The organism is Streptomyces sp. NPDC033221 (assembly GCF_055577005.1).
The window spans coordinates 379,959-402,598 of the sequence record NZ_JBVIQN010000003.1; the positions used below are offsets into that span (position 1 = coordinate 379,959).

Consider the following 22,640-nt stretch of genomic DNA (forward strand, 5'->3'; position numbering starts at 1 on the left):
CGCGTGCGGCGCGGGAGCACGAGCCCCGCGCCCAGGGACTTGTACGTGCCGAGTGCCCGGGCGCGGCGGGGGAGGTCACGGGGCCCCCGCCGACGGTCCGGGCGGAAGGGACCGCTGACGGCGATGCAGATCCGGCTGACCGTCCTCGGGCCGCGCAGCGGCCACCCCACGCGGGCCTGCGACGTCCTCGTCACGGCCCCCGCCGGGACGGCGCTCGCCACGGTCGCGGGCGGCCTCGCGGCCGCCGTGGCCGGGTCCGGCGCGGACATCGGCAGCAGCGGCAGCGGCAAGGGCGGTGCCGGCGCGGGCGGCTCCGGCGGCGCCGTCGTGCTGTACGCGGGCGGCGAGCGGCTGGACCCGCAGCGCGCCGCGGTCGGCGAGCCCCCGCTGATCGACGGCGCGGTGCTCTCCCTCGGCGGCCCGGGCCCCGCCCCGGCCCATGGCCTGCCGCACGGCGCGCCCCGGCTGCGGGTCGTCTCCGGGCCGGACGCCGGCGGGGTGCACCTCCTGCACGGCGGCCAGGGCGGCGCGATCCGCGTCGGCCGCTCGGCGGAGGCCGACGTACCCCTCGACGACCCGGACGTCTCCCGGCTGCACTGCGCGGTGACGGTCGAGCCGGACGGCTCGGTGCTCGTCGCCGACCTGCACTCCACCAACGGGACGGCCGTCGGCGGCGCCGAGGTCGGCGAGCGGCCGGTGCCGCTGCCGCCCGGCGCGCTGCTGCGCATCGGCGAATCGGCGCTGCGCCTCCAGGCCGCGCCCGCCGAGCCCGACCCGGCCCTGGCGTGTGCCCCCGACGGCGAGGGCCGGCTGCGCGTCTCCGAGCCGGACGCCGCCGCCCGGGATGCCGAGGGCGCCGCGTGTCCCGGTGCCGCCACCGTCCCCGGCGCGCGCTCCGCCGCACACGACCAGGACACCCGACGGCCCGTGGTGCCGGCGCAGGGCTTCCCGCCCCCTGCCGCCCAGGGCACCACGGCCCACGTCACGGGCCCGTACACCCCTGTCCCGTACGGCGATCCGCGTTCCGGGGAGGAGCTGCCCGCCGCGTACGACAGTCCGGCGCGCCGCGGCACCCCGCTGCGCGGCACCCCGTATCCCGGCAGCCCGCAGGAGCAGTACGCGCCGTACGCCCCGGACGCCGCCGGTGCGGAGCGGACCCACGGCGGCGGGCAGAACCTGGCCTCCGACGAAGAGCCACGCGCCGCGGACCTGCCCGCCGATGAGCTGCGCGACGACCCGCGCCAGGACTCCGGAGCGGCCCCCAAGGCCGCACGCCGGGGCGGCCTCGGCGCCTGGGCCCGCCGGCTGGCCGGCGCCCGGCCCGCCGACGGGCGCGCCGGGGCAGCGCCCGCCCCCGCGCCGACCGTGTGGCAGGAGCAGCAGCGGCAGTCGCAGGCAGCGGCTTCCGGCGCCGCGGACCATACGTACGGGCCCGCGGGCGAGCGGCTGAGCCCGGAGGCGGCCGACGAGCGGTGGCCCGACCCGGCTACGGTGCTGCTGACCGCGCTCGGCCCCGGGCCCCGGCTCTGGGAGCGCGGCCCCGACCACCAGGACGCGCTCACCGTCCGGCTCGGCACGGTCGCGCAGGACGGCGGCCGGGCCGCCGCGCCGGTGACCGTGGAGCTGCGCCGGGCTGGCGCCCTGGGCCTCGCCGGGCCGCGCGCCCGGCTCGGCGGACTCGCGCGCGCCACAGTGGCACAGCTCGCCGCCCTGCACTCCCCCGCCACCCTCGAAATCGTGCTGATCAGCACGGACCGCGCGCGCCCGCTGGAGGACCGGCTGGCCGACTGGTCCTGGCTCGGCTGGCTCCCCCAGGTGCGCCCGGCCCACGCCCAGGACTGCCGGCTGCTGCTCGCGTACGAGAAGGAGCAGGCGACGGCCCGTACGGCCGAGCTGGCGCGCCGCCTCGACGACGGCCCGCTGGGCCCGCACTGGGCCGGTGCCGAACGGTCCGCCGTCGCCTCCGCCGCCGCGCGCTACAACGGCCCGTACACCCTGCTGATCGTGGACGGCGACCCCGGCTCCGCCGCGCTGCGCGAGACGACCGCCCGGCTCGCGGCGAACGGCCCGGCGGCCGGCATCCATGTGCTCTGCCTGGCCGAGACACCCGCCGCCACCCCGGCCTTCCCGCTGGCCGCGACGTACGAGGCCGCCCGTGCGGCGTCGCCCGCGTTCGGCGAGTGCGGCGCGGTCGCGGTGCTGAGCGGCGATGTCGCCACGGCGCTGCGCGTCGTCCAGCCCGGCACGGACCCGAACGGCACGGTCGCCGCGGTCGACGCGGTCTCCGGCGCCTGGGCCGAGCGGTTCGCGCGCGCCCTCGCGCCGCTGCGCGAGGCCGACACGGGCGCCGGCCTCGGCGGGCGCCCGGCGCGCAGTGCGGCGGTACCGCTGCCGGACACCGCCCGCCTGCTGGACGAGCTGGGCCTGGCGCGGGCCACCCCGGCCTCGCTGATGGTCCGTTGGGCCGCCGCCTCGGATCCCGGCCGGGCGGGCGCCGCCGCCGTGCTGGGCGCGGGCCCGCACGGGCCGCTCTGCGCCGACCCGGCCACCGACGCCTGCCATCTGCTGGTCACCGGCGGTCCGGGCAGCGGCAAGACGGAGCTGCTGCGCTCGCTGGCCGCCTCGCTCGCCGCCGCCGACCGCCCGGACCTGCTCGCCCTCGTCCTGGTGGACGGCGCGGGCCCGGAGCGCGGCGAGGGCCTGCGGCTGTGCACGGACCTGCCGCATGTGACCACCCATCTGTCGGCCTCCGACCCGGTGCGGATGCGGCAGTTCGCGCAGGCGCTCAGCTCCGAGCTGAAGCGGCGCGCCGAGATCCTGGCCGGCGGGGACTTCGCCGAGTGGCGGGCCCGGCACCTGCCCGCGCCGCGCACCCCGGCGCCCCGGCGCCCGTCCGACGGTCCGTCCGGCCCGGCCGCCGAGCAGGACTCCACGTCGACGGGCACCCTGCGGCTGCGGGCGCGCAGCGCTCCCGGGCCCGGCCCCGAGGGGCAGGCGCCGCAGACCGTGCCGATGTCCCGGCTGTTCGTGCTGGTCGACGACTTCGACGCGCTGGTCGCCCCGGCCCTCGGCAGTACGGGCCGGCCCGCGGCCGGTTCGGTGGTGCGGGCGCTGGAGGCGGTGGCGCGGGACGGCGTGGCGCTCGGCGTGCATCTGATAGCGGCCACCGGCCACCCGGACCGTACGGCCGACACGGCCACGGACCGCGCGGCCGGACTGCGGGTGGAACTGGGCCCGGCGGCGGACGCGGCCGAGCCGGTGCCGCCCGGCCGCGGCCGGCTGCACCGCGTGGCGGACTCCTCCGTGACGCCGTTCCAGGCCGGCCGGGTGACCGGGCGGATACCCCGTACGTCCACGCTCCGCCCCACGGTCGTACCGCTGGAGTGGGAGCGGATGGGCGATCCGCCGGCCCGCCGCCCGCTGCGCGAGCTGGGCAACGGCCCGACCGACCTGGCCCTGCTGGCGAGCGCCCTGCAGCGGGCCGCCCAGTCCTCCGGAGCGCCCGCCGCTCCGCCGCTGCTCTGAGACCCGGTGTCCGGTCCCCGGCGGCCGGCCGCGCCACGCGCGGGCCCGGCGCGGCGCGCGAAGCGCAATCGTGAGGTGTACGCGAGGGGTAACGGGCCGGTCACGAAAGGCCAGTTGAGGCGAGAGGCGGTATTGCGGGGCCGGTGATCCGGGCGTAGGACTGTGCCCGGCGGGCCGTCGCACGGCGCGGGCCGTCCCACGGCGCTCGGTGCACCGCACGGGAGGGGCTTACGGGGATGGGCACTTCTTCACGCACACGGCGCGCCGGCGCGCGCGCCACCGCAACGACCCGCGCCGCCCTGGCACTTGCCGCGGCGGGCGCCCTGACGCTGACCGCGTGCAGCGGCGGGGGTGACGGCGGTGACGGCGGTGACGGCGGCAAGAGCGAGGGCGGCGACAAAGGCCGCAGCGGCGGTGTCTCCGTCCAGCTTCCCAAGCTGACCGGCCAGAAACTGCAGGTGTCGGCGGTGTGGACGGGCCCGGAGCGGGCGAGCTTCCTGAAGGTGCTGGAGGAGTTCGAGAAGCGCACCGGCGCGACCGTCGACTACATCCCCAGCGGCGACGACATGGCCGGGTTCATCGGCTCGAAGGTGGCCGGCGGCGGGCAGCCGGACGTGGCATTCCCGCCGCAGGTCGGCGTGTTGCGGGAGTTCGCGCGCAAGGGCTGGCTCAAGCCGCTCGGGCCCGAGGCCAAGGAGCAGCTGGCCAAGAACTTCTCCCCGGGCTGGCGGCAGCTGGGCTCGTACGGCAACACCGAGTACGGCGTGTACTACAAAGCCAGCAACAAGTCGTTGATCTGGTACAACGCCAAGGCGTTCGAGAACGCGGGGGTGGCCGAGCCGAAGGACTGGGCGGAGTTCCTCAAGACCGCGCAGACCCTCTCGGACTCCGGGGTGCCGCCGGTCTCGGTGGGCGGCGCGGACGGCTGGACGCTGACCGACTGGTTCGAGAACATCTACCTCTCGCAGGCCGGTCCGGAGAAGTACGACCAGCTCGCCCAGCACAAGATCAAGTGGACCGACCCGACCGTCACCAAGGCACTGACCGCGCTCGGCCGGCTCTTCGGCACGACGGGGCTGCTGGCCGGCGGTAACAGCGGCGCGCTGCAGACCCAGTTCCCCGCCTCGGTCACCCAGACCTTCAGCGGCGGCGACCAGCCGAAGGCCGCCATGGTCTCCTCGGCGGACTACGCCGCCACCAACATCGCCCAGACCAAGGCCAAGGTCGGCACGGACGCCAAGGTCTTCCCGTTCCCCGCGGTGGGCTCCCGGTCGCCGGTGGTGACCGGCGGCGACGCGGCGGTGGCCCTGAAGGACACCAAGGGCGCGCAGGCCCTGCTCACCTTCCTCGCCTCCACGGACGCCGCGAAGATCTGGGCGCAGGCCGGCGGGTTCATCTCCCCCAACAAGGAACTGGACAAGGCCGCGTACGCCAACGACACGATGCGCGAGATAGCCGAGGCGCTGGTCAAGGCGGGCGACGGCTTCCGCTTCGACATGTCCGACCAGGCGCCGGCCAGTTTCGGCGGCAAGCCGGGACAGGGCGAGTGGAAGGACCTCCAGGACTTCCTGAAGAACCCCAAGGACATCGCGGGCACCCAGAAGAAGCTGGAGCAGGACGCCGCCAAGGCGTACGGCAGCTGACCCGGAGCGTCCCTGCGGCGGTGGGCCCCGCACGGCCCGCCGCCGCGCAGCGCACCCACGGTGCGCAACACCGCCGCTGACCGCATCGACCGGGGGACACCACCATGAACGCTGCGACCGCGGGCGGGCCGGCCGGCCCGGTCCGTCCGCGCACCGGCACGCTGCGCCGGGTCAAAAGTGTGGCGGGCACCCGCCCCTGGATCGCCGCCGTCTTCCTGCTGCCCGCCTTCGTCCTGCTCGGGGCGCTGGTCGTCTACCCCATCGGCTTCTCGGTCTACCGGAGCCTGTTCGACGCGTCCGGCGACGGGTTCGTGGGGCTGGGCAACTACGGCGAGCTGTTCACCGACGAGCGGATCCGGATCGCCCTGAAGAACAACGTCATCTGGGTCGTGGTGGCCCCCACCGTCGCCACCGCCCTCGGCCTGATCTTCGCGGTGCTCACCGAGCGGGTCCGTTGGGGCACCGCCTTCAAGCTGGTCGTCTTCATGCCGATGGCGATCTCGATGCTGGCCGCGGGCATCATCTTCCGGCTGGTGTACGACCAGGACCCGGAGCGCGGTGTCGCCAACGCCGTATGGGTCGGCGTGCACGACACGTTCGCGGAGCCGGCGCCGTACCCGGGCGCCAAGCCCCGTCCCAACGCCGGGCTGACGGCGTCCGGCGGCGCGTACACCACCGGAAAGCCGGTGCGCGCGGGCGACCCGGCGAACCTGCCGCTGGTGGCCGTGCAGCCCGCCGACCTGGGCGACGCGCGCCCGGCGACGGCCGCGCGCCCGGAGCCGGGCAAGGTCACCGGCACCGTCTGGCTGGACTTCACCCGCGGTGGCGGCGGCACCCCGAACATCGTCGACCGCTCCGAGAAGGGGCTGCCCGGCCTGACGGTCGAGGCGGTCAAGGACGGCCGGACCGTGGCGAGCACGACGACCGGCCCGGACGGGCGGTTCGCGCTGCCCGCCGCCGCGGACGGCGCCCTGCTGCGGCTGCCCGCGGCGAACTTCGCCGCGGCGTACAACGGCGTGAACTGGCTCGGCCCGGCCCTGGTCACCCCCGCCATCATCGGCGCGTACATCTGGATGTGGGCCGGGTTCGCGATGGTGCTGATCGCGGCCGGCCTGGCCGGGATGCCGCGGGAGCTGCTGGAGGCGGCGCGGGTGGACGGTGCCAGCGAGTGGCAGGTCTTCCGCCGGGTGACGGTGCCGCTGCTGGCGCCCGTCCTGATCGTCGTGCTGGTCACCCTCATGATCAACGTGCTGAAGATCTTCGACCTGGTCTACATCATCGCGCCGGGCTCCAGCCTCAAGGACGCCAACGTGCTCGCGCTCCAGCTCTTCCAGTCGTCGTTCGGCACGGATGTGGACCAGGGCATCGGCAGCGCCATCGCGGTGTTCCTGCTGCTGCTCGTCCTGCCGGTGATGTACGTCAATCTCCGGCGCCTACGGAAGGAGCGCGGGCGATGACCACCGCCGACGGTGTCGTACGGGCCAAGCGGTCCCTGCCCGCCCGGATCGCGGCCCGCACGGGCGGCGGCGCCCTGCGGGTCGTCCTGATCCTGACCGGGCTGTTCTGGCTGATGCCGACGGTCGGCCTGCTGGTGTCCTCGCTGCGCTCGCCGCAGGACATCGCCGAGTCCGGCTGGTGGAAGGTGTTCGCCGAGCCCGCCCAGCTCACCTGGTCCAGCTACGGCCATCTCCTGGAGAACGCCAAGGTGATGGACTCGCTGCTGACCACCGCGCTGATCACGGTGCCGGCGACGGTGCTGGTGGTCGTCATCGGGGCGCTGGCCGGGTACGCGTTCGCCTGGATGGACTTCCCCGGCCGCGACGTGTGGTTCATGGTCGTCGTCGGGCTGCTGGTGGTGCCCGTGCAGGTGGCGCTCATCCCCGTCGCCGAGCTGTTCGGTGCGATCGGACTGTTCGAGACGACGCCCGGTGTGATCCTCTTCCACACCGCCTTCGGCCTGCCCTTCGCGGTGTTCCTGCTGCGCAACTTCTTCGCCGAGATCCCGCGCGAGCTGCTGGAGGCGGCCCGGCTGGACGGCGCGAACGAACTGCGCCTGTTCACCCGGGTGGTGCTGCCGCTGGGCGGGCCCGCCATCGCCTCCCTGGGCATCTTCCAGTTCCTGTGGGTGTGGAACGACCTGCTGGTGGCGCTGATCTTCGCGGACAGCGGCAGTCCGCCGATCACGGTCGCGCTCCAGCAGGAGGTGCGGCAGTTCGGCAACAACATCGACGTACTGGCGCCCGGCGCGTTCCTGTCGATGGTGGTCCCGCTGGTCGTCTTCTTCGCCTTCCAGCGGCAGTTCGTCTCCGGGGTGATGGCGGGCGCGGTGAAGTGACCGCTCCCGGCGGGATCCGGAGGGGTACGGGAACAGGTGCGGCGGCGTAAGGGAACGCTGTGCCGGACGCCACTTTCCGTTCACGTTGCTGCCCCACGATGACGGGCACGCCGACGGCGGGTACGGCCGCCGCGGCGCGGGCCGCCGCGTGCGCCGCACGGGCCCCGACCCCTCGACCGTCTGGAGACGGACCGCACATGACTGCCCGCACCGCAGACCTCAGTGACGGACACCTCCCGCGCCCCGGGCGGCTGTCCGACGTCAAAGGCTGGTTCTTCACCGCCGACCAGCTGCTCTTCGACTGGTTCCTGGCCCGCCAGGCGGACCGCTCCGAGCCCGGCGACCTGCTGGAACTCGGCGCCTACCTGGGCAAGAGCGCCATCTTCATGGGCGCCCGGCTGCGCGCCGGCGACCGCTTCACGGTCTGCGACCTGTTCGACTCCCCCGCCGAGGACGCCTCCAACTCCAAGGAGATGGCGAAGTCCTACGCCACGCTGACCCGCCGCGCCTTCGAGGCCAACTACCTGGCCTTCCACGACGAGCTGCCCGAGATCGTGCAGGGGCTCAGCTCGGCCGTGGCGGACCATGTCGAGCCGGGCAGCTGCCGCTTCGCGCATATCGACGCCTCGCATCTGTACGAGCATGTGCACGGCGACATCGTCACGGTGCGCGACCTGCTCACGCCCCAGGGCATCGTCGTCCTCGACGACTTCCGCGCCGAGCACTGCCCCGGGGTGGCCGCCGCCACCTGGCAGGCGGTCACCGGCCAGGCGCTGCGCCCGATCTGCATCACGCCGACCAAGTTCTACGGCACCTGGGGCGACCCCGCGCCCGTACAGGCCGCGCTGCTGGCGTGGCTGACCGGCCGCGAGGGAATGTGGCACGAGGTGCAGGAGGTCAACGGGGCGCCGCTGATCCGGCTGAGCGCCAAGGGCGCCAAGGAGCCCGCGCACCCGGTTTCCCGGCACCGTACGGAGCCCGCGCGCAACGCCGGTCCGGCCTCCCCGGCCGCCACCGCCGCCGGCCCGCAGTCACCCGCCCGCGCCGCCGCGCCCCGCCCGGCCGCCCGCCCTGCCGCCCGTTCGCGCCGCAGCCCGGCCCGCCGTCTCGCGGTGAACGTCCTGCCGCCGTTCATCACCAAGGCCGTGGTCGCCGCCCGCCGCCGCTCGGCGGCCCGCTGAGCCCGCGCAGGTCCGCCGAGCCCGCACCGGACCGCTCAGCCGCCCCGGACCGGCCGGGTCACCCCACGTCACCCGACGACGGCACCGGGCCCCGTCAGGGTGCGCGTACCGCTGTCCTCCCGGGCCGCGGCCCGTTCCGCGGCCCGGGGCGACGGGGCGGTCCGGCGTTCGCCCGGTGGCAGTGGGGGCAGCAGGTCGTCCTCGCCGAGGAGGACCCGGCGCACCACCCGCTCCGCCGCCAGCCCGTCGTCGTACTGGCAGAAGCGGTCGCGGAAGGCGGCCCGCAGCGACGCCGCCGCCGGGCCGTCCCAGCGCCCGGAGTGGAAGGCCCCGGCGACGGCCGCCTCGTCCGGCGCGAGGACGCCGGGGGTGTCGCCGGGCTGCCCGGACAGCAGGTCGACGTAGACGCCGCGGGTGAGCCGGAAGGTGTCCCAGTCGGCGGTGTGCACGACGATCGGCCGGTCGAGGACGGCGTAGTCGAACAGTACGGAGGAGAAGTCGCACAGCAGCGCGTCGGCGGCCAGGCACAGGTCCTCGATGTGCGGGTGGCCGGAGACGTCCAGGACCGCGTCGCTCTCCCCGTGGAAGGCCGTCCGCGCGTCCGGGTGGGGGCGCTCACTGTGCGGCCGGCTGTACGGGTGGGCGCGGAACAGGAGCTGGAAGCGCGGGCCGAGCTCGGCGGCCAGTCGGGCCACGTCCAGTGGCGGGACGGCGCCGCCCGGCCGGTCGCGGTGGGTGGGCGCGTACAGGACGGCGGTCGCTCCGGGCCGGACGCCGAGCGCGGCCCGTACCGCGCGCACGTCGGCCGCGGTGGCGGTCGCGTACCGGTCGTTGCGGGGGAAGCCGGTGGCCAGCGTCTCGTACGAGCTGGGGTAGGCGCGCTCCCAGATCTCGCTGGTGTGCTGGTTGGCGGAGAGGCAGTAATCCCACTGGTCGGCGTGTTCGAGGACGCGGCCGGGGCCCGGTCCCGCCGGGCCGGCCGCGTAGCGGTGCGTGTCCAGGCCCGTGGCCTTCAGCGGGGTGCCCTGGTGGGTCTGGAGGCAGATCTGTCCCGGCCGCCCGGCCGCGCCGGGGAAGTCGCCGTCGGTGACCAGGTACGTGGCGCGGGCCAGCAGCTCCCAGTAGCGGCGGGAGCCCACGATGACATGGTCGGTGCCCGCCGGGACGGCGTCCACCGCGTCCTCGTGGACCGCCCAGACGCCGTGCAGCTGGGGCGCGATCTCGCGGGCCTTGCGGTCGACGGCGTACGGGTTGCCGGTCACCGCGCGGTTGCCGCGGGCGCCGTAGAGCACGAGGTCGGGGTCGAGCGGGGCGTGCAGCCGCAGGCCGTAGTAGCGCCGGAAGGCCGTACGGGCGGCGGCCTCGCCGCGGTCGCGCAGCTCCTTGGCCACCTCGCGCCGCAGCACCTGGGCGCCGTGCAGCGACCGGTAGGCGCGGTACGAGCGCAGCGCGGCCGGCAGCGGCGCGCCGTCCGGGCGGTGCCGCCGGATGCAGCGGCTCGCGGCGCGGAAGAAGGCGGCGCGGTCGGCGGGCACGATGCGGTCGGGGTCGTCGAGGATCGCCAGCAGCCGGTCGGTCATCCGGGCGTGCAGCACGGTCAGCAGCGGCAGCCGGCCGTCTTCCGCAGGGGCCGGCTCCCCGCCCGCGTCACCGACTCCGGCCCCGGCCCCGCCCTCGCGTCCGTCCCCGTCGCCCGGCAGCAGCCCGTCCAGCCGGGCGAACAGCTCCTCGTAGCGTTCGACGGCGACGAAGTGGTGGCGCCCGGGGGTCGTGACGGCGCTGCCTCGCCGCCGCTCGCGCCAGGTGACGCACACCCGGTCGAGCGCCGCGACGCGCCCGGCGGTCAGCAGGCTCTCGTACGCGTACGGAACGTCCTCGTACGGGCCGTCGGCGAAGGCGAGCCCCCGGCCGGACCAGTGCTCGCGGCGGACCGCGCGGTTCCAGGCGGCGGGCTCGACACCGAGCACATCGGGGCGCTGCGCGGCGTCGAAGACGGTGTCGCCCGCCGACTCCAGGAAGGCGCCGTCGCCACCGGGGCGCCGCCGCTCCCAGACGTCCATCCGTTCGTGGCCCCACAGCAGGACGTCCGGCTCGCCGCACGCCCGCAGCCGTGCGTCGACGGCGGCCAGCGCGCCGGGGGCCAGCGTGTCGTCGCCGTCCAGGAAGAGCAGGTAGTCACCGCCGGCCAGCGCGGCACCGGCGTTGCGGGACGGTCCGGCGCCGCTCGGGCGGCGCAGGTGCAGGGCGGTCAGGCGCGGGTCGCGGCGCGCGTACTCGTCGACGATCGCGCCGGTGGCGTCCGCCGAGCAGTCGTCGACGGCGATCAGCTCCACGTCCCGGTGGGACTGCTCCAGTACGGAGTCCAGGCAGGCGCGCAGGAAACCCTGGACGCTGCGGGCGGGGACGATGACGCTGAACCGGGGCATGGCCATCCCAAGGTCGGGGCTCGCGGACCGAGTACACACGGGGAACGGACGCAGAGCGTAATCAGTCCGCCACGCACTGTCGATCGCGCCCGTCACCCGTTCGGCCCACGGCCGGTGACCCACCGGCCGTGGGCGAGTTGAAGCCACATGTCACGGAAGGGCGGAAATTGGGGGCGCACCCCGCCGGTGCGGGGCGAGTTGGGGCATCCGTCACGGAAGGGGGCCACCGCCCGGCCGCCGGGCACGGGACGGCAAGATGGCCCCGAGCAGAAGCGCGCATGCAACCGTGTGCCGGCTTCCGGCCCTCTGTGCAGAGGGGCGGAAACCACGGGGGCCCTACGGCGCCGACCACACCGACACGAAATGTAGATGTAGTGACTGCGAATGAAGCCCCAGAGCCGCAGCCTGGGCCTGCCCTCACACCGTCCGCGCAAGTCAGCATCGTCGTGATCGCCTACAACGACGCCGCCCTGGTCGGCGAGGCGGTACGCTCCGCGCTGGCGCAGGGCGACGCGATCGCCGAGGTGATCGCGGTCGACGACGCCTCCACCGACCGCACGGGCCAGGTCCTGGACCGCCTCGCGCGCGACCATCCGCGGCTGCGGGTGATCCACCGCGCCGACAACAGCGGCGGCTGCGGCACCCCCCGCAACGACGGGCTGCGGGCCGCCGCCGGACGCTATGTGATGTTCCTGGACAGCGACGACGTACTGCCGGACGGCGCCGTCGACGCCCTCCTGGAGGCCGCGCTGCGCCTCGACGCCCCGGTGACCGCCGGGCTGTGCGTACGCCGCGAACTGCCGGGCCCGCGCGAGGTGCCCTGGCAGCCCGGCCTCTACCACGAACCCGCGCTGTACGCGCCCGTCGCCGACCACCCCGAGCTGGTCGGCGACACCCTGTGCGTCAACAAGCTCTACGACCGGGCCTTCCTGCTCGACCACGGCGTCCTCTTCCCCGACGGCCGCTTCACCTACGAGGACTTCGTCTTCACCGCCCGGGTGCTGGCCGCCGCCCCGCGGATCGCGGTCGTCCCCGACGAGGTCTACGTCTGGCACGTACGGCGCAGCGCCGAGAAGCAGTCGATCTCACTGGACCGCCGGGACGTCGCCAACTGGGAGTCCCGTATCGAGGCGCACCGCACCAGCGTGCGCATCCTGGCCGACGCCGGGCACCGGGACCTCGCGCACGCGGCGCGCACCAAGTTCCTCGACCACGACCTGCGGATGTACGTCCGGGAGCTGCACACCCGCGGCCCGGACTACCGGCAGGAGTGGTGGCGGCTGACCCGCGCGTACCTGTCCGGCTTCGAGGAGGGCGAGCTGCTCGCCGCCACCGCCCCGGCCCGCTGGCTCGCCCGGGTGCTGCTCGCCTCCGAGGAGCCGGTCGACTCCGACCGGCTCACCCAGCTCGCCGCCCGCCCCGGACGGCTGCTGCCGCCGTACGCGCGCGACGCCGAGCGGCCCGTGTGGTCGCCCGGCCTGCCCGGGGCCGCACTGGACGGCCTGGCCGCGCTGCCCGCCGATGAACTGCCGGTGACCATCGACGCCGAACCGGTCCTCGGCACCCGCTCCCTGCTGCGGCTGCGCCTGCACGAGCTGTACGGGCGGGTGGGCGCCGCCGGGCCCGCCGTCATCGACGTGGAGCTGCGCCGCCGGGCGGGCGGCCGCCGCGGGCCCGTGCACACCGCCACGCTCACCCCGGCCCCGTCGGGCGACGCCTGGACGGCCGAGACGACGCTCGACCTCGGCGCCCTCGTCACCCGCGCCGACAGCGGCTCCGGGACGCCCGTGCCGTGGGACCTGGCCGCCCGGGTGCACTGCAAGGACGGCTCCGTCCTGCACGCCTCGCTGCGGGCCACCGGACCCGGACTGCGGCGGTTCGCGCTGCCCAGCGCCCGGCACGGCCTGCTGCTGGCGCAGCCGTACGCGACCACCGGCGGCGCGCTGGCGCTGCGGATGGCGTCCGGAATGCGCACCACGTGGCAGATCGCGGCCCGCAAGCTGCGCCGCGGCCTCGGGCGCGCTCGTTAGTCATGTCACAGCGGCCCGGCCGGCGGCGGCCGGGCCGGGCGCGGCGGCGGTCGCGCGACGCCCCCGGTCAGCGCGCCGGATCCGTCCGTACGCCCTCCGGAGCACCGCCCGCCGGCGTTCGCTCCCGCACCACCCGACGAGCAACGACCACCTTAGGATGGCGAGATGTCTTACTTGATCACGGGCGGCGCCGGCTACATCGGCGCCCACGTCGTACGGGCCATGACACAGGCGGGCGAGCGGGTCGTGGTGCTCGACGACCTCTCCACGGGCGTGGCCGCCCGGATTCCCGAGGGCGTCCCGATGGTGGTGGGCTCCACCCTGGACCGCGAGCTGCTGGACCGGACCATCGCCGAGCACGGCATCACCGGTGTCGTGCACCTCGCCGCGAAGAAGCAGGTCGGCGAGTCCGTCGAGATGCCGCTGCACTACTACCGCGAGAACGTGCACGGCCTGCAGACGCTGCTGGAGGCCATGGCGGCGGGCGGCGTCGGGCGGTTCGTCTTCTCCTCCTCGGCAGCCGTCTACGGCATGCCGGACGTGGACCTGGTCACCGAGGACACCCCCTGCGCGCCGATCAACCCGTACGGCGAGACCAAGCTCGTCGGCGAGTGGATGGCGCGCGCGGCGGGCAAGGCGCACGGCATCAGCACCGCGTGCCTGCGCTACTTCAACGTGGCCGGCACCGCCACCCCCGAGCTGGCCGACATGGGCGTCTTCAACATCGTCCCGATGGTCTTCGAGAAGCTCACCGACGGCGAGTCCCCGCGGATCTTCGGCGATGACTACCCGACCCCGGACGGCACCTGCATCCGCGACTACATCCACGTCGCGGACCTGGCGGACGCCCATCTGGCCGCCGCGCGCAAGCTGGCCGAGCCCGGCCCGGTGCGCGACCTGACGCTGAACATCGGCCGTGGTGAGGGCGTCTCCGTCAAGGAGATGGTCGACCTGATCAACGAGATCACCGGCCACACCGGCGTCGTCGCCGAGGTGACCCCGCGCCGCCCCGGCGACCCGGCCCGGGTCGTCGCCGCCGCCGACCGCATCGCGGATGAGCTGGGCTGGAAGGCCCGCCACGACGTACGCGACATGATCACTTCCGCCTGGGAGGGCTGGCAGCACCACCGCGCCGGCGCCTGATCCGAGCGTTCCGCCGTCCGCCCCCGGTCCTGCCGGGGGCGGACGGCTTTTCAGGCCGTTTCGCCGGGTCCGGCCATCCGCAGGGCGTAGCAGGCGTCCGGGATGCCGTGCTCCGGGTCGCGGAAGTACGGGTACGCGGCGTATTCCCGGCCGTCGTCACCGGCCACCGGCGGCCCCGGCTCCCGCCCGGTGTCCGCCCGTACGATCTCGCTCAGCTCGTCCGTCAGCCCCGCGCGCAGACAGTGCGCCCGCAGCCGCAGCCGGGGCGGGAGGGCGGCCAGCACCCGGTCGGTGAGGTAGGCCTCGACCAGCGGGCGGGCGGCCTTCGCCATGGCCCGGCGGCCCGCGGCGTCCCGGGCGAGATACGGCGCGGCGAACTGGGCGAGGATCTCGCCGTGGAAGTGGCGGACCATGAGCGTGTCGCGGCCGGGGCCCGGCGGCACCAGCTCCGCGACCTGGGCGAGCACGGTGGCGATGTAGCCGAGGTGCTCGGGCCAGTCCAGGTCCTGGCGGCTGGCGTTGCTGTCGTCGTCGCGGCCCCGGAGGTAGTAGCAGTCGTAGTCGCCGAGGACGGAGACGGTGTCCGCGCCGAGCAGGGCGCGGATGCCGAAGGGCAGGTCCTCGGCGAGCAGCCGGCCCTCGACGAAGCGCAGTCCGCGCTCCTGGACGTAGGAGCGGCGGAAGAGTTTGTAGGCGGCCAGCGTCCAGTAGACGGGCGAGTCGTAGGGCGTGACGCGGGGGCTGGTGGTGTGCAGGTCGACGGGGGCCGGGCGCCCGCCGACGCCGACTATGCGCCCGTAGACGAGGTCCGAGCCATGGGTGTCGGCCAGCGCGGTGAGCCGTTCCAGGGCCTCGGTGCCGAGGTGGTCGTCGGAGTCGAGGAAGAAGAGGTACCGGCCGCGGGCGAGGTCCATGCCGACGTTGCGCGGCCGCCCTGCGCCGCCCGACGGCGGCTGGTGCACCACCGTCAGGTTCCGGTGCGTACGGGCCTGTTCGTCCAGCCAGGCGCCGCTGCCGTCGTCGGACCCGTCGTCCACGGCGATCAGTTCGACGGCGTCCGGCCCGAGGCTCTGGGCGAAGACGGACCCCAGGCACCGGTCCAGATAACGCCGGGTGTTGTGCACCGGCACGACGACCGAGACGGCCGGGCCGTGGCGGCCCCGGCCGTCGGGGGCGGGCGGACGGTCTGCTGCCACGGTGTGCCTCTTCCGTCGTCCGGTGCGGACCGGCCCCGCGGGGCCGGTCCGGGGACCTCAGCGCTCCAGCAGGGCGAAGAGCTCCTCCCAGCGCTTGGTGATCCGGTCGGTCGAGTAGCGCTGGACGTTCTCCCGCGCCGCCGTGCCGAGCCGGTCGCGCAGCTCCTTGTCGGAGATCAGCGCGTCGATGTGCCGGGCCAGTTCGGTGGTGTTGCCGACCACGGCCAGCAGGCCGTCCTCGCCGTCCCGCACGATCTCGTGGACGCCGGGCGCGCAGTCGAACGCCGCGCACGGCACGCCACTGGCCATCGCCTCCATGAGGGAGAGCGGGAAGCCCTCGGCCCGGGAGGACTGGGCGAAGACCGAGGCGCCGCGCAGCGCCTCCGCCACGTCGTCGGTACGGCCCATGAACGCGACCGAGCCGTTCAGCCCGAGGGTGGTGGCCTGCTTCTTGAGGACGTCCTCGTCGTCGCCGGAGCCGTAGATCCGCAGGGTCCAGTCCGGGTGGTCCGGCGCGACCATGGCCCAGGTGTCGAGGAGCAGGTCGACGCCCTTCTCGTCGGAGAGCCGGCCGATGCTGGCGACGACCTTGGCGGTGCGGTCGGAGGGCACCTCGGGCGTCACCGGCAGCGGGTTGGGCATGAAGTCCGCGTTGTCCATGCCCTGGCGGATCCACAGGTCGGCGTCCTCGCGGGTGAGGGCGAGCAGCCGGTCCACGTCCTTGTAGTGCTTCTTGACCCGCCCGAAGCGCGAGGACTTGCGGCAGGCGTCGAAGGACTCGTGGGTCATGCCGACGACCGGCAGGCCCGCGGTGTCGGCGAGGTTCACCCATTCCATGGCCCATACCTGCGTCACGATGACCACTCCGCCCGGCCGGGCCCCGCGGAACAGCGCGCTGAGCCGGTCCGCCTGCTCCTGCATCCCGGCCTGGCGGGCGGCGCGCCGCCGCTGCTCGGCGATGTTCAGCCGGCCCTTGAGGCCGCGGGCGGCCGGTACGGCCTTCGGCGGGTGCGCGTCGTACAGCGTCGTGGTGGCGTACGGCAGGTCGGCGCCGAGGTCGGCGCGCAGTTCCTCGGGGGCCGGCACGACGCCGATGACGTGCACCCGGTGGCCGCTCGCGGTGAAAAGCCGGGCCATCTGGTGGGACCAGGTGGTCACCCCGCCCATCTCGTCCACGTTGTTGGAGACGATGAAGATGTCACGCCCGGTCATGGGCTTCCCCCTTCACGGAAGAACCGCTGTGCGCGGAGCCGGTGATGACGGTGGGGGCGGGCAGCGCGCCGCCGTGTGCCGGGCCGCTCTCCGCGCCGCGGCCGGTGCCGCCGAAGAACCGGTCGACGATCTGGCGGGCCGCGTCGCCCTGGTCGTACTCGCCGAACTCGGCGGTGAAGCGGCGCCGTGCCGCGCGGTGCCCGTCGTCGGCCGCCTTGAGGCCCTCGATGGCCTCGAACAACTCCTCGGCGGTGCCCAGCACCGGCCCGGGCGCCTTCTCCTTGAGGTCGAAGTAGGTGCCGCGCGCCTCGTTGGCGTACTCCTCGTAGTCGTACGCGAAGAACAGCATCGGCCGGTCGAGCAGCGCGTAGTCGAACATCACGGAGGAGTAGTCCGTGATCAGGCCGTCGGCCAGTTGGAGCAGCGGGGTGATGTCGTGGTACCCGGTGGCGTCGATGACCTTGCCGCGTACGGACGGCGGCAGCACCACGTTGTTCAGGTAGTGCGAGCGCATCAGCAGCACGAAGCGGTCACCGAAGCGCTCGGCGAACTCGTCCACGTCAAAGGGGAGTTCGAAGCCGCGCACCGAGCCGTTGGGGTGGGCGCGGAAGGTCGGCGCGTACAGCAGCACCGTCTTGTCCGCCGGGATGCCCAGCTCCTCGGCGATCGGGCCGCGCTCGCGCACCCCGCTCGCCTCCTCGGCGCGGCGCGTCGCGACCAGCGCGTCGTTGCGCGGGTAGCCGCTGCGCAGCAGCACCTCGTCGCGCAGCCGGAAGGCGCCGGCCAGGGTCCGTACGTCGTGCTCGGAGCGGACCAGGAAGTGGTCGAAGCGGTCCAGGACCTTCTGGAAGTCCTCCTTGGCGGCCCGCGTCTTGAGTTTCATGCGCGGCTCGTCGAAGCCCATGCGCTTGAGGGCGGAGCCGTGCCAGGTCTGGATGTAGGTGGTCTCCGGGCGCTTGACCAGGCGCAGCGGGAAGCCCTGGTTGTCGATCCAGAACTCGGCCTGGGCGAGGGCGCGCAGGTACTGCCAGCTCCAGCGCTGGACGAGGGTGGCGTCCTTGGGGAAGCCCTCCGGCTTCTTGCCGTCGTAGGCCCACACCGCCTCGAAGTCGACGCCCTGGCGGCGCATCTCCTCGTAGATGGCGCGGGGGCTGTCGCTGTACTGCTTGCCGAGGTGGCTCTCGAAGACGACCAGGCCCTTGCGGACCGGCAGCTTGCTGAACACCTCGTGGTAGGCGCGCAGTTTGGTCTCGCCGGAGTTCAGGTCGCGCCGGGCCTTGCGGGCCTTGCGCACGCCGCTCTTGGCGAGGTCGGCGGCGGGGCTGCGCAGCGCCTGCCGGAGCACCTCGTTGGTGCGCCTGGCCGCCTTGCCCTGGGCGTCCAGGACGAAGGTGAGGTGGCCGCGCTTGGAGGGGGCGGGCTCGACGCGGTCGGAGACCAGCCGGGTGAGCCGGGGGCGGACCCGCAGCGCGTGGGCGCTGTCCAGGTCGACGCCGCCGACGGTCAGCCGGGTGCGGGTGGTGACGCCGTCCACGTCCAGGATCAGCCGGACGTCCCAGACGGCGTCGATGACGCCGAGCGGGCGCAGCCGGCGGGCGAGGTCCAGTTCGGCGTCCCAGTGCAGGCCGTCGGCGGCGATGCGCAGCGAGGTCAGCGGGAACGAGAACGCCTGGAGGCTCTTGCGGCGGGCCTTGAGTTCGAGCCGGCCGCGCAGCGGGGTGCCGGGGACGACCCTGCCGAGCGGGTTGACGACGGTGCCGGCCAGCCGGACCGTGCCGCGGCCGTCGTCCTCGTAGGAGGTGAGCTGGTTGCGCAGGAACAGCGTGCCGACCGAGCGGGTGTGGTAGCCGGCGTCGGTGACGTCCAGGACCCGGCGGCCCTCGGGGTCGTCGAGGTGTTCGGCGCACCAGTAGACCCGGCCGTCGCGCTCGGCGAGCGGCGAGGAGAGTTTGTCGCGGTTGATCAGTGTGTCCACCGCGGGCATCAGATTCCGCCAGTCCTCCCGGGCCAGGAGGTAGGCGCAGATGGCCTGAATGCGCTGGACCCGCTCGTACGCCTCGGGGGCGATGCCGGCGAGATAGCCGTTGGCCATCCGGGCGAACTCGCGGCGGTACTCCTCGTCGAGCAGCGGAAGATCACGCAGATGCAGCACGAGGTCGTGCTTGAGGAACTTGACGTCCTTGTGGAACTTGAGGTCGTCCAGGCCCTCGCGCTCCAGCAGTTCGTCCACCCGGCGGTGGATCTCCATGCGGTGTGCGAAGTTGGCGATCTCGTGGCGCCGGTTGCTGATCGACTTCGTGGCGGCCTTCTCGAAGACGTTCCAGAAGTAGACGTGGTTGGGGATCAGCGTGATCCGCTTGGCCGCCACGTACGCCTGGGCCGAGAAGAGCAGGTCCTCGTAGTGGATGCCGACGGGAAAGACCAGCCCGGCCTCCAGGAGGAATTCCCGCCGGTAGCACTTGTTGGTCGACAGCGTGTCGAAGACCAGCAGGTCGGGCAATTCGGAAATGGATTCGATGGTCCGGGTTCTGGAGTACAGCCAGGGGTACCACTCGGTCTGCTTCTGATGGCGGGAATCGACCATGACCCGTACGCACATGCCGGACACCAGGTCGGCGCCGGTGCGCTCGGCCGCCTCCAGCATGTTGCGGCAGGCGTTCGGCTCCAGGACGTCGTCGCTGTCCAGGAACATCACGTACGAGCCGGTGGCGTGCTGGACGCCGTGGTTGCGGGGCGCCCCGCAGCCGCCGCTGTTCTCCGGCAGCTGCAGCGCCCGCACCCGGTCCGGGTGGGCGGCGGCGAGCTGCTGGGCCACCTCGAAGGATCTGTCCGTGCTGCAGTCGTCGACGATCAGAACTTCGACTCCGTGGAGCGTCTGGTCCAGTACGGACCGGACGGCCGTCGGTAGCCGGTCGGCGTCGTTATAGACGATCACGACTACGGAGACGTCAGGCACGGGCACCCCAATCCTCTTTTCATAGCGCTGCGGGACCCCAAAGCTACCTTGGCCCGCGACCGGCCCGGCACGCCGTCGACCGGCGTACGAGCGCACGTTCGCCGCCGCACCTTGCTCTTGTCAAACCGCATTATTGCGGACATTTGGCTTACCGTAGGACTCTCGACCCGGGGACGATCACCCGCATCGAGAACCGGGTCACGACATGCCGTACATGAAAAGCGGATCACCCAAAAACGGCATCTACTCGCTCAAGACGCAGCTGAGCAGGGAAGCGCGGCGCCCCGTGAAAGTGACCATCAAAACGCTGACCGCGTCGGCGAAACCGCTGGCCGGGCCACGGTTCGCGCCGCCTTTCGCGGCATTGCTGGCCATGAGCGCCTATTGCCTCGGTATGACGATGCTCGGCAGCTATCCGTTCGGTACCCGCTCACGTGCCGTGAATGACCTCGGAAATCAGTTCGTACCGTTCCACGCCCATCTGTGGGACCTGCTGCACGGCGGCGCCACCGGCGATCTGGCCTTCAACTGGAACAGCGGTTACGGCGTGCCCTTTCTCGCCGACTTCCTCACCTATCTGATGAATCCGTTCTCCTGGCTCGTCGGGCTGTTCCCCCGCGACCTGGCCGAGCTGCCGGTGTTCCTCGTCACCCTCGGCTGCATCGGCCTCGGCACCGCACTGATGACCGCCTTCCTCGGACGGGTGCACCCCGGCTCGCCCTGGCTGCGCGCGCTGCTCGCGGTGGGCTACGGCACCTGCGCCTGGGTCGTGAGCGACGGCACCGCCGACCCCATGTGGATGTGGGGCCTGGTCTCGCTGCCGCTGACCGGCATCGCCGCCGACTGGTGCCTGCACCGGCGCCGCTGGGCAGCCGGCACCCTGCTCGTCGGCGCGTCCTGGGCGGGGAACTTCTACACGGCGGCGATGGCCACCCTCGCCATGACCCTGGTCTTCGTCCTGCGCCTGCTCCTCGCAACGGGCCTCTCCGTACGGCACCGGCTGCGCGCGGCGGCCCGCGCCGCCGCCATGGCGCTGACCGGCATCCTGCTGGCGGCGCCCGCGGTCACCGTCACGCTCAAGGCCAGCAAAGCGTCCCGGCCCGCCCCGGAGGCCTCCTACCGGGGGCGGCCGCCGACGCTGGACTTCCTCGCGGAGCTGCTGCCCGGCGGGCGCGGCTCGGTGCCCGCGCCGCACCTGTTCATCGGGATGCTGGGCCTCCTGCTGGTGGCGGCCTTCCCGTTCGTCCGCGCCATTCCGGTGCGTACCCGGGTCGCCTGGTACGGGCTGGCCGCCTGCGTCGGCATCTCCTTCGTGTGGAAGCCGACGCTGCTGGTCTGGCACGGCCTGGCGGTCCCCAACGGCAGCCCGTACCGCGCCTCCTTCGTGCTCAGCGCCCTGCTGGTGATCATCGCCTGGCTGGCGCTGGCGCACCGGCCGCGCCCGCGCGAGCTGGCGGCGGGCGGCGTACTGGTCGCCCTGCTCGCCGCGCTGTGCCACGGCCGCAGCGTGGTCGGCCCGGCCACCTGGGTCCTGGTCCTGGGGTGCGGCGCGGTGGTGCTCGCCGCGCTGCTGGCACTGGCCCGGGACGGCGCGCGCCGGACCGTCCGTATCGCCGTCGCCGCCGCGCTGACCTGCGCGGTCTTCTTCGGCTCGGCGTACGCGGCGTTCTCCGTGACGGCCGTACGGGACAAGCTCGCATGGTGGGGGCCGAAGATCACCCTCAACGACCGGGCCCGCGCGGCGCACCGGGGCATCAAGGAACGTGCGGACTGGCCGCGCTCCCGCACCGACCCCGGCCCGCACGAGTTCGCCAACAACGATCCGCTGCTGCTGGGCGGCGAGGGCGGCTCGTACTACAGCAGCTACCTGCCCGCGCGGACCGCGCGCACGCTGCGCGAGCTGGGCGGCGGCTGGTACATCCACGGCCGCCACACGCGCAGCTTCGAGGACCCCGTAAGCCGCGCGGTCATGGGCGTGAGCAGCTTCCAGACCGGTCCGCAGGCCGGCCCGGTCGACGTGGGCCGGGCCGCCGCCGCGCCCCTGCTGACCGTACGGCCCGGCCTGTCGGCGGACGGCCTCGACCAGCGGCGGCGCGGGGCCGCCGGGCGGGGCATCGACGTACGCGCCGATCCGCGCGTCGGCGGCGGCTCGGTCTTCGCCCGCCAGGAGCGGCTGCTGGGCGCGCGGGTGTACGAGGTGCCGCCGCTGCGCCTGGCGGGCGGTGGCGGCGGCGCCGGGGGCCCGGCGGCTGGGAGCCGTTCCGTGGCCGGCTTTCCGGACCGGACCGTGCGTCCGGTTCCGCGGCTGGCCGACGGCGCATGGCGGCTGCCCGCCACCCGCCGCGGCGGCGCGGCCGTCTTCACCGCCCGGTGCGCGCCGGGCTCCGCCGTCTACTGGTACGCGCCCTGGTACGAGGGCAAGGTGCGGGCCCTCGGCCACACCTCCCCGGGGTTCGGCACCCGGGAGACGACCGCGAACCCGGTCAGGGGCCTGGGCACGGTCCCGGCCGACGGACGGCTGACGGTGTCCTTCAGCAACCACAAGGCCCAGCGCGTCCCCGAACACCCACTCGGCTGCCTCGCCACGAAGAAGCTCACCGGCGCCGTCGTCCGCCTGCGCGGACAGGGCCCGGTGCGGCTCTCGTCGAGCGGGCACGGGCTGTCCGCCGTGCTGCCCGCGCGCAGCACCGGCACGGCCGTCCTCGCCGTCCCGGCCGTGACCGGCTGGAGCTGCCGGGTGGACGACGGCGCCGCCCGGGCCCCTCACTCGTTCGGCGGACTGATCGCCGTACCGCTCGGGGCGGGCGCCTCGCGGCTGGACTGCTCGTACCGTCCGCCCGGGCTGATGGCGGGTCTGGCGGTGAGCGGTGCCGCGCTGGGGGTGACGGCCGCCGTGGCCGTCGTCTGCGGGGTGCGGCGGCGCGGGGCGGAGCGCACCACCCCACCCTCTCGCCCGAATCGTGACATTTCATGTGATTAGTAGAATTACTGCC

At 74.1% G+C, this 22,640-nt stretch carries 12 protein-coding genes; 8 read left to right on the forward strand and 4 right to left on the reverse strand.

The features are described from left to right. Positions 1 to 123: 123 nt before the first annotated feature. The 5 genes from ACZ53K_RS05760 (at position 124) to ACZ53K_RS05780 (ending at position 8,684) form a co-directional block, all read left to right on the forward strand. Complete coding sequence (locus ACZ53K_RS05760; RefSeq protein ID WP_468832313.1) at positions 124 to 3,525, forward strand: FtsK/SpoIIIE domain-containing protein; 3,402 nt, start codon at positions 124 to 126, stop codon at positions 3,523 to 3,525. Between the two features lie 236 nt (positions 3,526 to 3,761). Beyond that, a complete protein-coding gene (locus ACZ53K_RS05765; RefSeq protein WP_468832314.1) occupies positions 3,762 to 5,168 on the forward strand; it encodes an ABC transporter substrate-binding protein in 1,407 nt (468 codons plus the stop codon). A 104-nt stretch (positions 5,169 to 5,272) separates the two neighbouring features. After that, a complete protein-coding gene (locus tag ACZ53K_RS05770) occupies positions 5,273 to 6,625 on the forward strand; it encodes a carbohydrate ABC transporter permease (protein WP_468832315.1) in 1,353 nt (450 codons plus the stop codon). After that, a complete protein-coding gene (locus tag ACZ53K_RS05775; RefSeq protein WP_468832317.1) occupies positions 6,622 to 7,503 on the forward strand; it encodes a carbohydrate ABC transporter permease in 882 nt (293 codons plus the stop codon). Before ACZ53K_RS05770 ends, ACZ53K_RS05775 begins: the two co-directional genes overlap by 4 nt. A gap of 197 nt (positions 7,504 to 7,700) precedes the next feature. Next, a complete protein-coding gene (locus tag ACZ53K_RS05780; RefSeq protein WP_468832318.1) occupies positions 7,701 to 8,684 on the forward strand; it encodes a class I SAM-dependent methyltransferase in 984 nt (327 codons plus the stop codon). A 68-nt stretch (positions 8,685 to 8,752) separates the two neighbouring features. On the opposite strand, the gene ACZ53K_RS05785 is transcribed toward ACZ53K_RS05780, so the two are convergent. Next, a complete protein-coding gene (locus ACZ53K_RS05785) occupies positions 8,753 to 11,110 on the reverse strand; it encodes a bifunctional glycosyltransferase/CDP-glycerol:glycerophosphate glycerophosphotransferase (protein ID WP_468832319.1) in 2,358 nt (785 codons plus the stop codon). A gap of 374 nt (positions 11,111 to 11,484) precedes the next feature. Between ACZ53K_RS05785 and ACZ53K_RS05790 the strand changes: the two genes are divergently transcribed. Both ACZ53K_RS05790 and galE read left to right on the forward strand, forming a co-directional pair. Beyond that, entirely contained in the window at positions 11,485 to 13,140 is a 1,656-nt protein-coding gene (locus tag ACZ53K_RS05790; RefSeq protein ID WP_468832321.1) for a glycosyltransferase, read from the forward strand. Positions 13,141 to 13,305: 165 nt separating this feature from the next. Beyond that, positions 13,306 to 14,283: a UDP-glucose 4-epimerase GalE gene (gene galE / locus ACZ53K_RS05795; protein ID WP_468832322.1), complete on the forward strand. Its 978-nt coding sequence runs from the start codon at positions 13,306 to 13,308 to the stop codon at positions 14,281 to 14,283. A gap of 50 nt (positions 14,284 to 14,333) precedes the next feature. Here galE and ACZ53K_RS05800 read toward each other — a convergent pair whose 3' ends face one another. From ACZ53K_RS05800 to ACZ53K_RS05810, 3 genes are read right to left on the reverse strand one after another with little or no spacing between them, the layout of a single operon-like run. Continuing rightward, positions 14,334 to 15,479 (reverse strand): glycosyltransferase family 2 protein, encoded by a 1,146-nt coding sequence (locus ACZ53K_RS05800; RefSeq protein WP_468832324.1) that lies wholly within the window; start codon positions 15,477 to 15,479, stop codon positions 14,334 to 14,336. A gap of 57 nt (positions 15,480 to 15,536) precedes the next feature. Continuing rightward, complete coding sequence (locus tag ACZ53K_RS05805; RefSeq protein ID WP_468832325.1) at positions 15,537 to 16,691, reverse strand: glycosyltransferase; 1,155 nt, start codon at positions 16,689 to 16,691, stop codon at positions 15,537 to 15,539. Continuing rightward, complete coding sequence (locus ACZ53K_RS05810) at positions 16,678 to 19,653, reverse strand: bifunctional glycosyltransferase/CDP-glycerol:glycerophosphate glycerophosphotransferase (protein WP_468832327.1); 2,976 nt, start codon at positions 19,651 to 19,653, stop codon at positions 16,678 to 16,680. Before ACZ53K_RS05810 ends, ACZ53K_RS05805 begins: the two co-directional genes overlap by 14 nt. 208 nt (positions 19,654 to 19,861) lie before the next feature. Between ACZ53K_RS05810 and ACZ53K_RS05815 the strand changes: the two genes are divergently transcribed. Next, complete coding sequence (locus ACZ53K_RS05815) at positions 19,862 to 22,627, forward strand: YfhO family protein (RefSeq protein WP_468832328.1); 2,766 nt, start codon at positions 19,862 to 19,864, stop codon at positions 22,625 to 22,627. Positions 22,628 to 22,640: the final 13 nt, after the last annotated feature.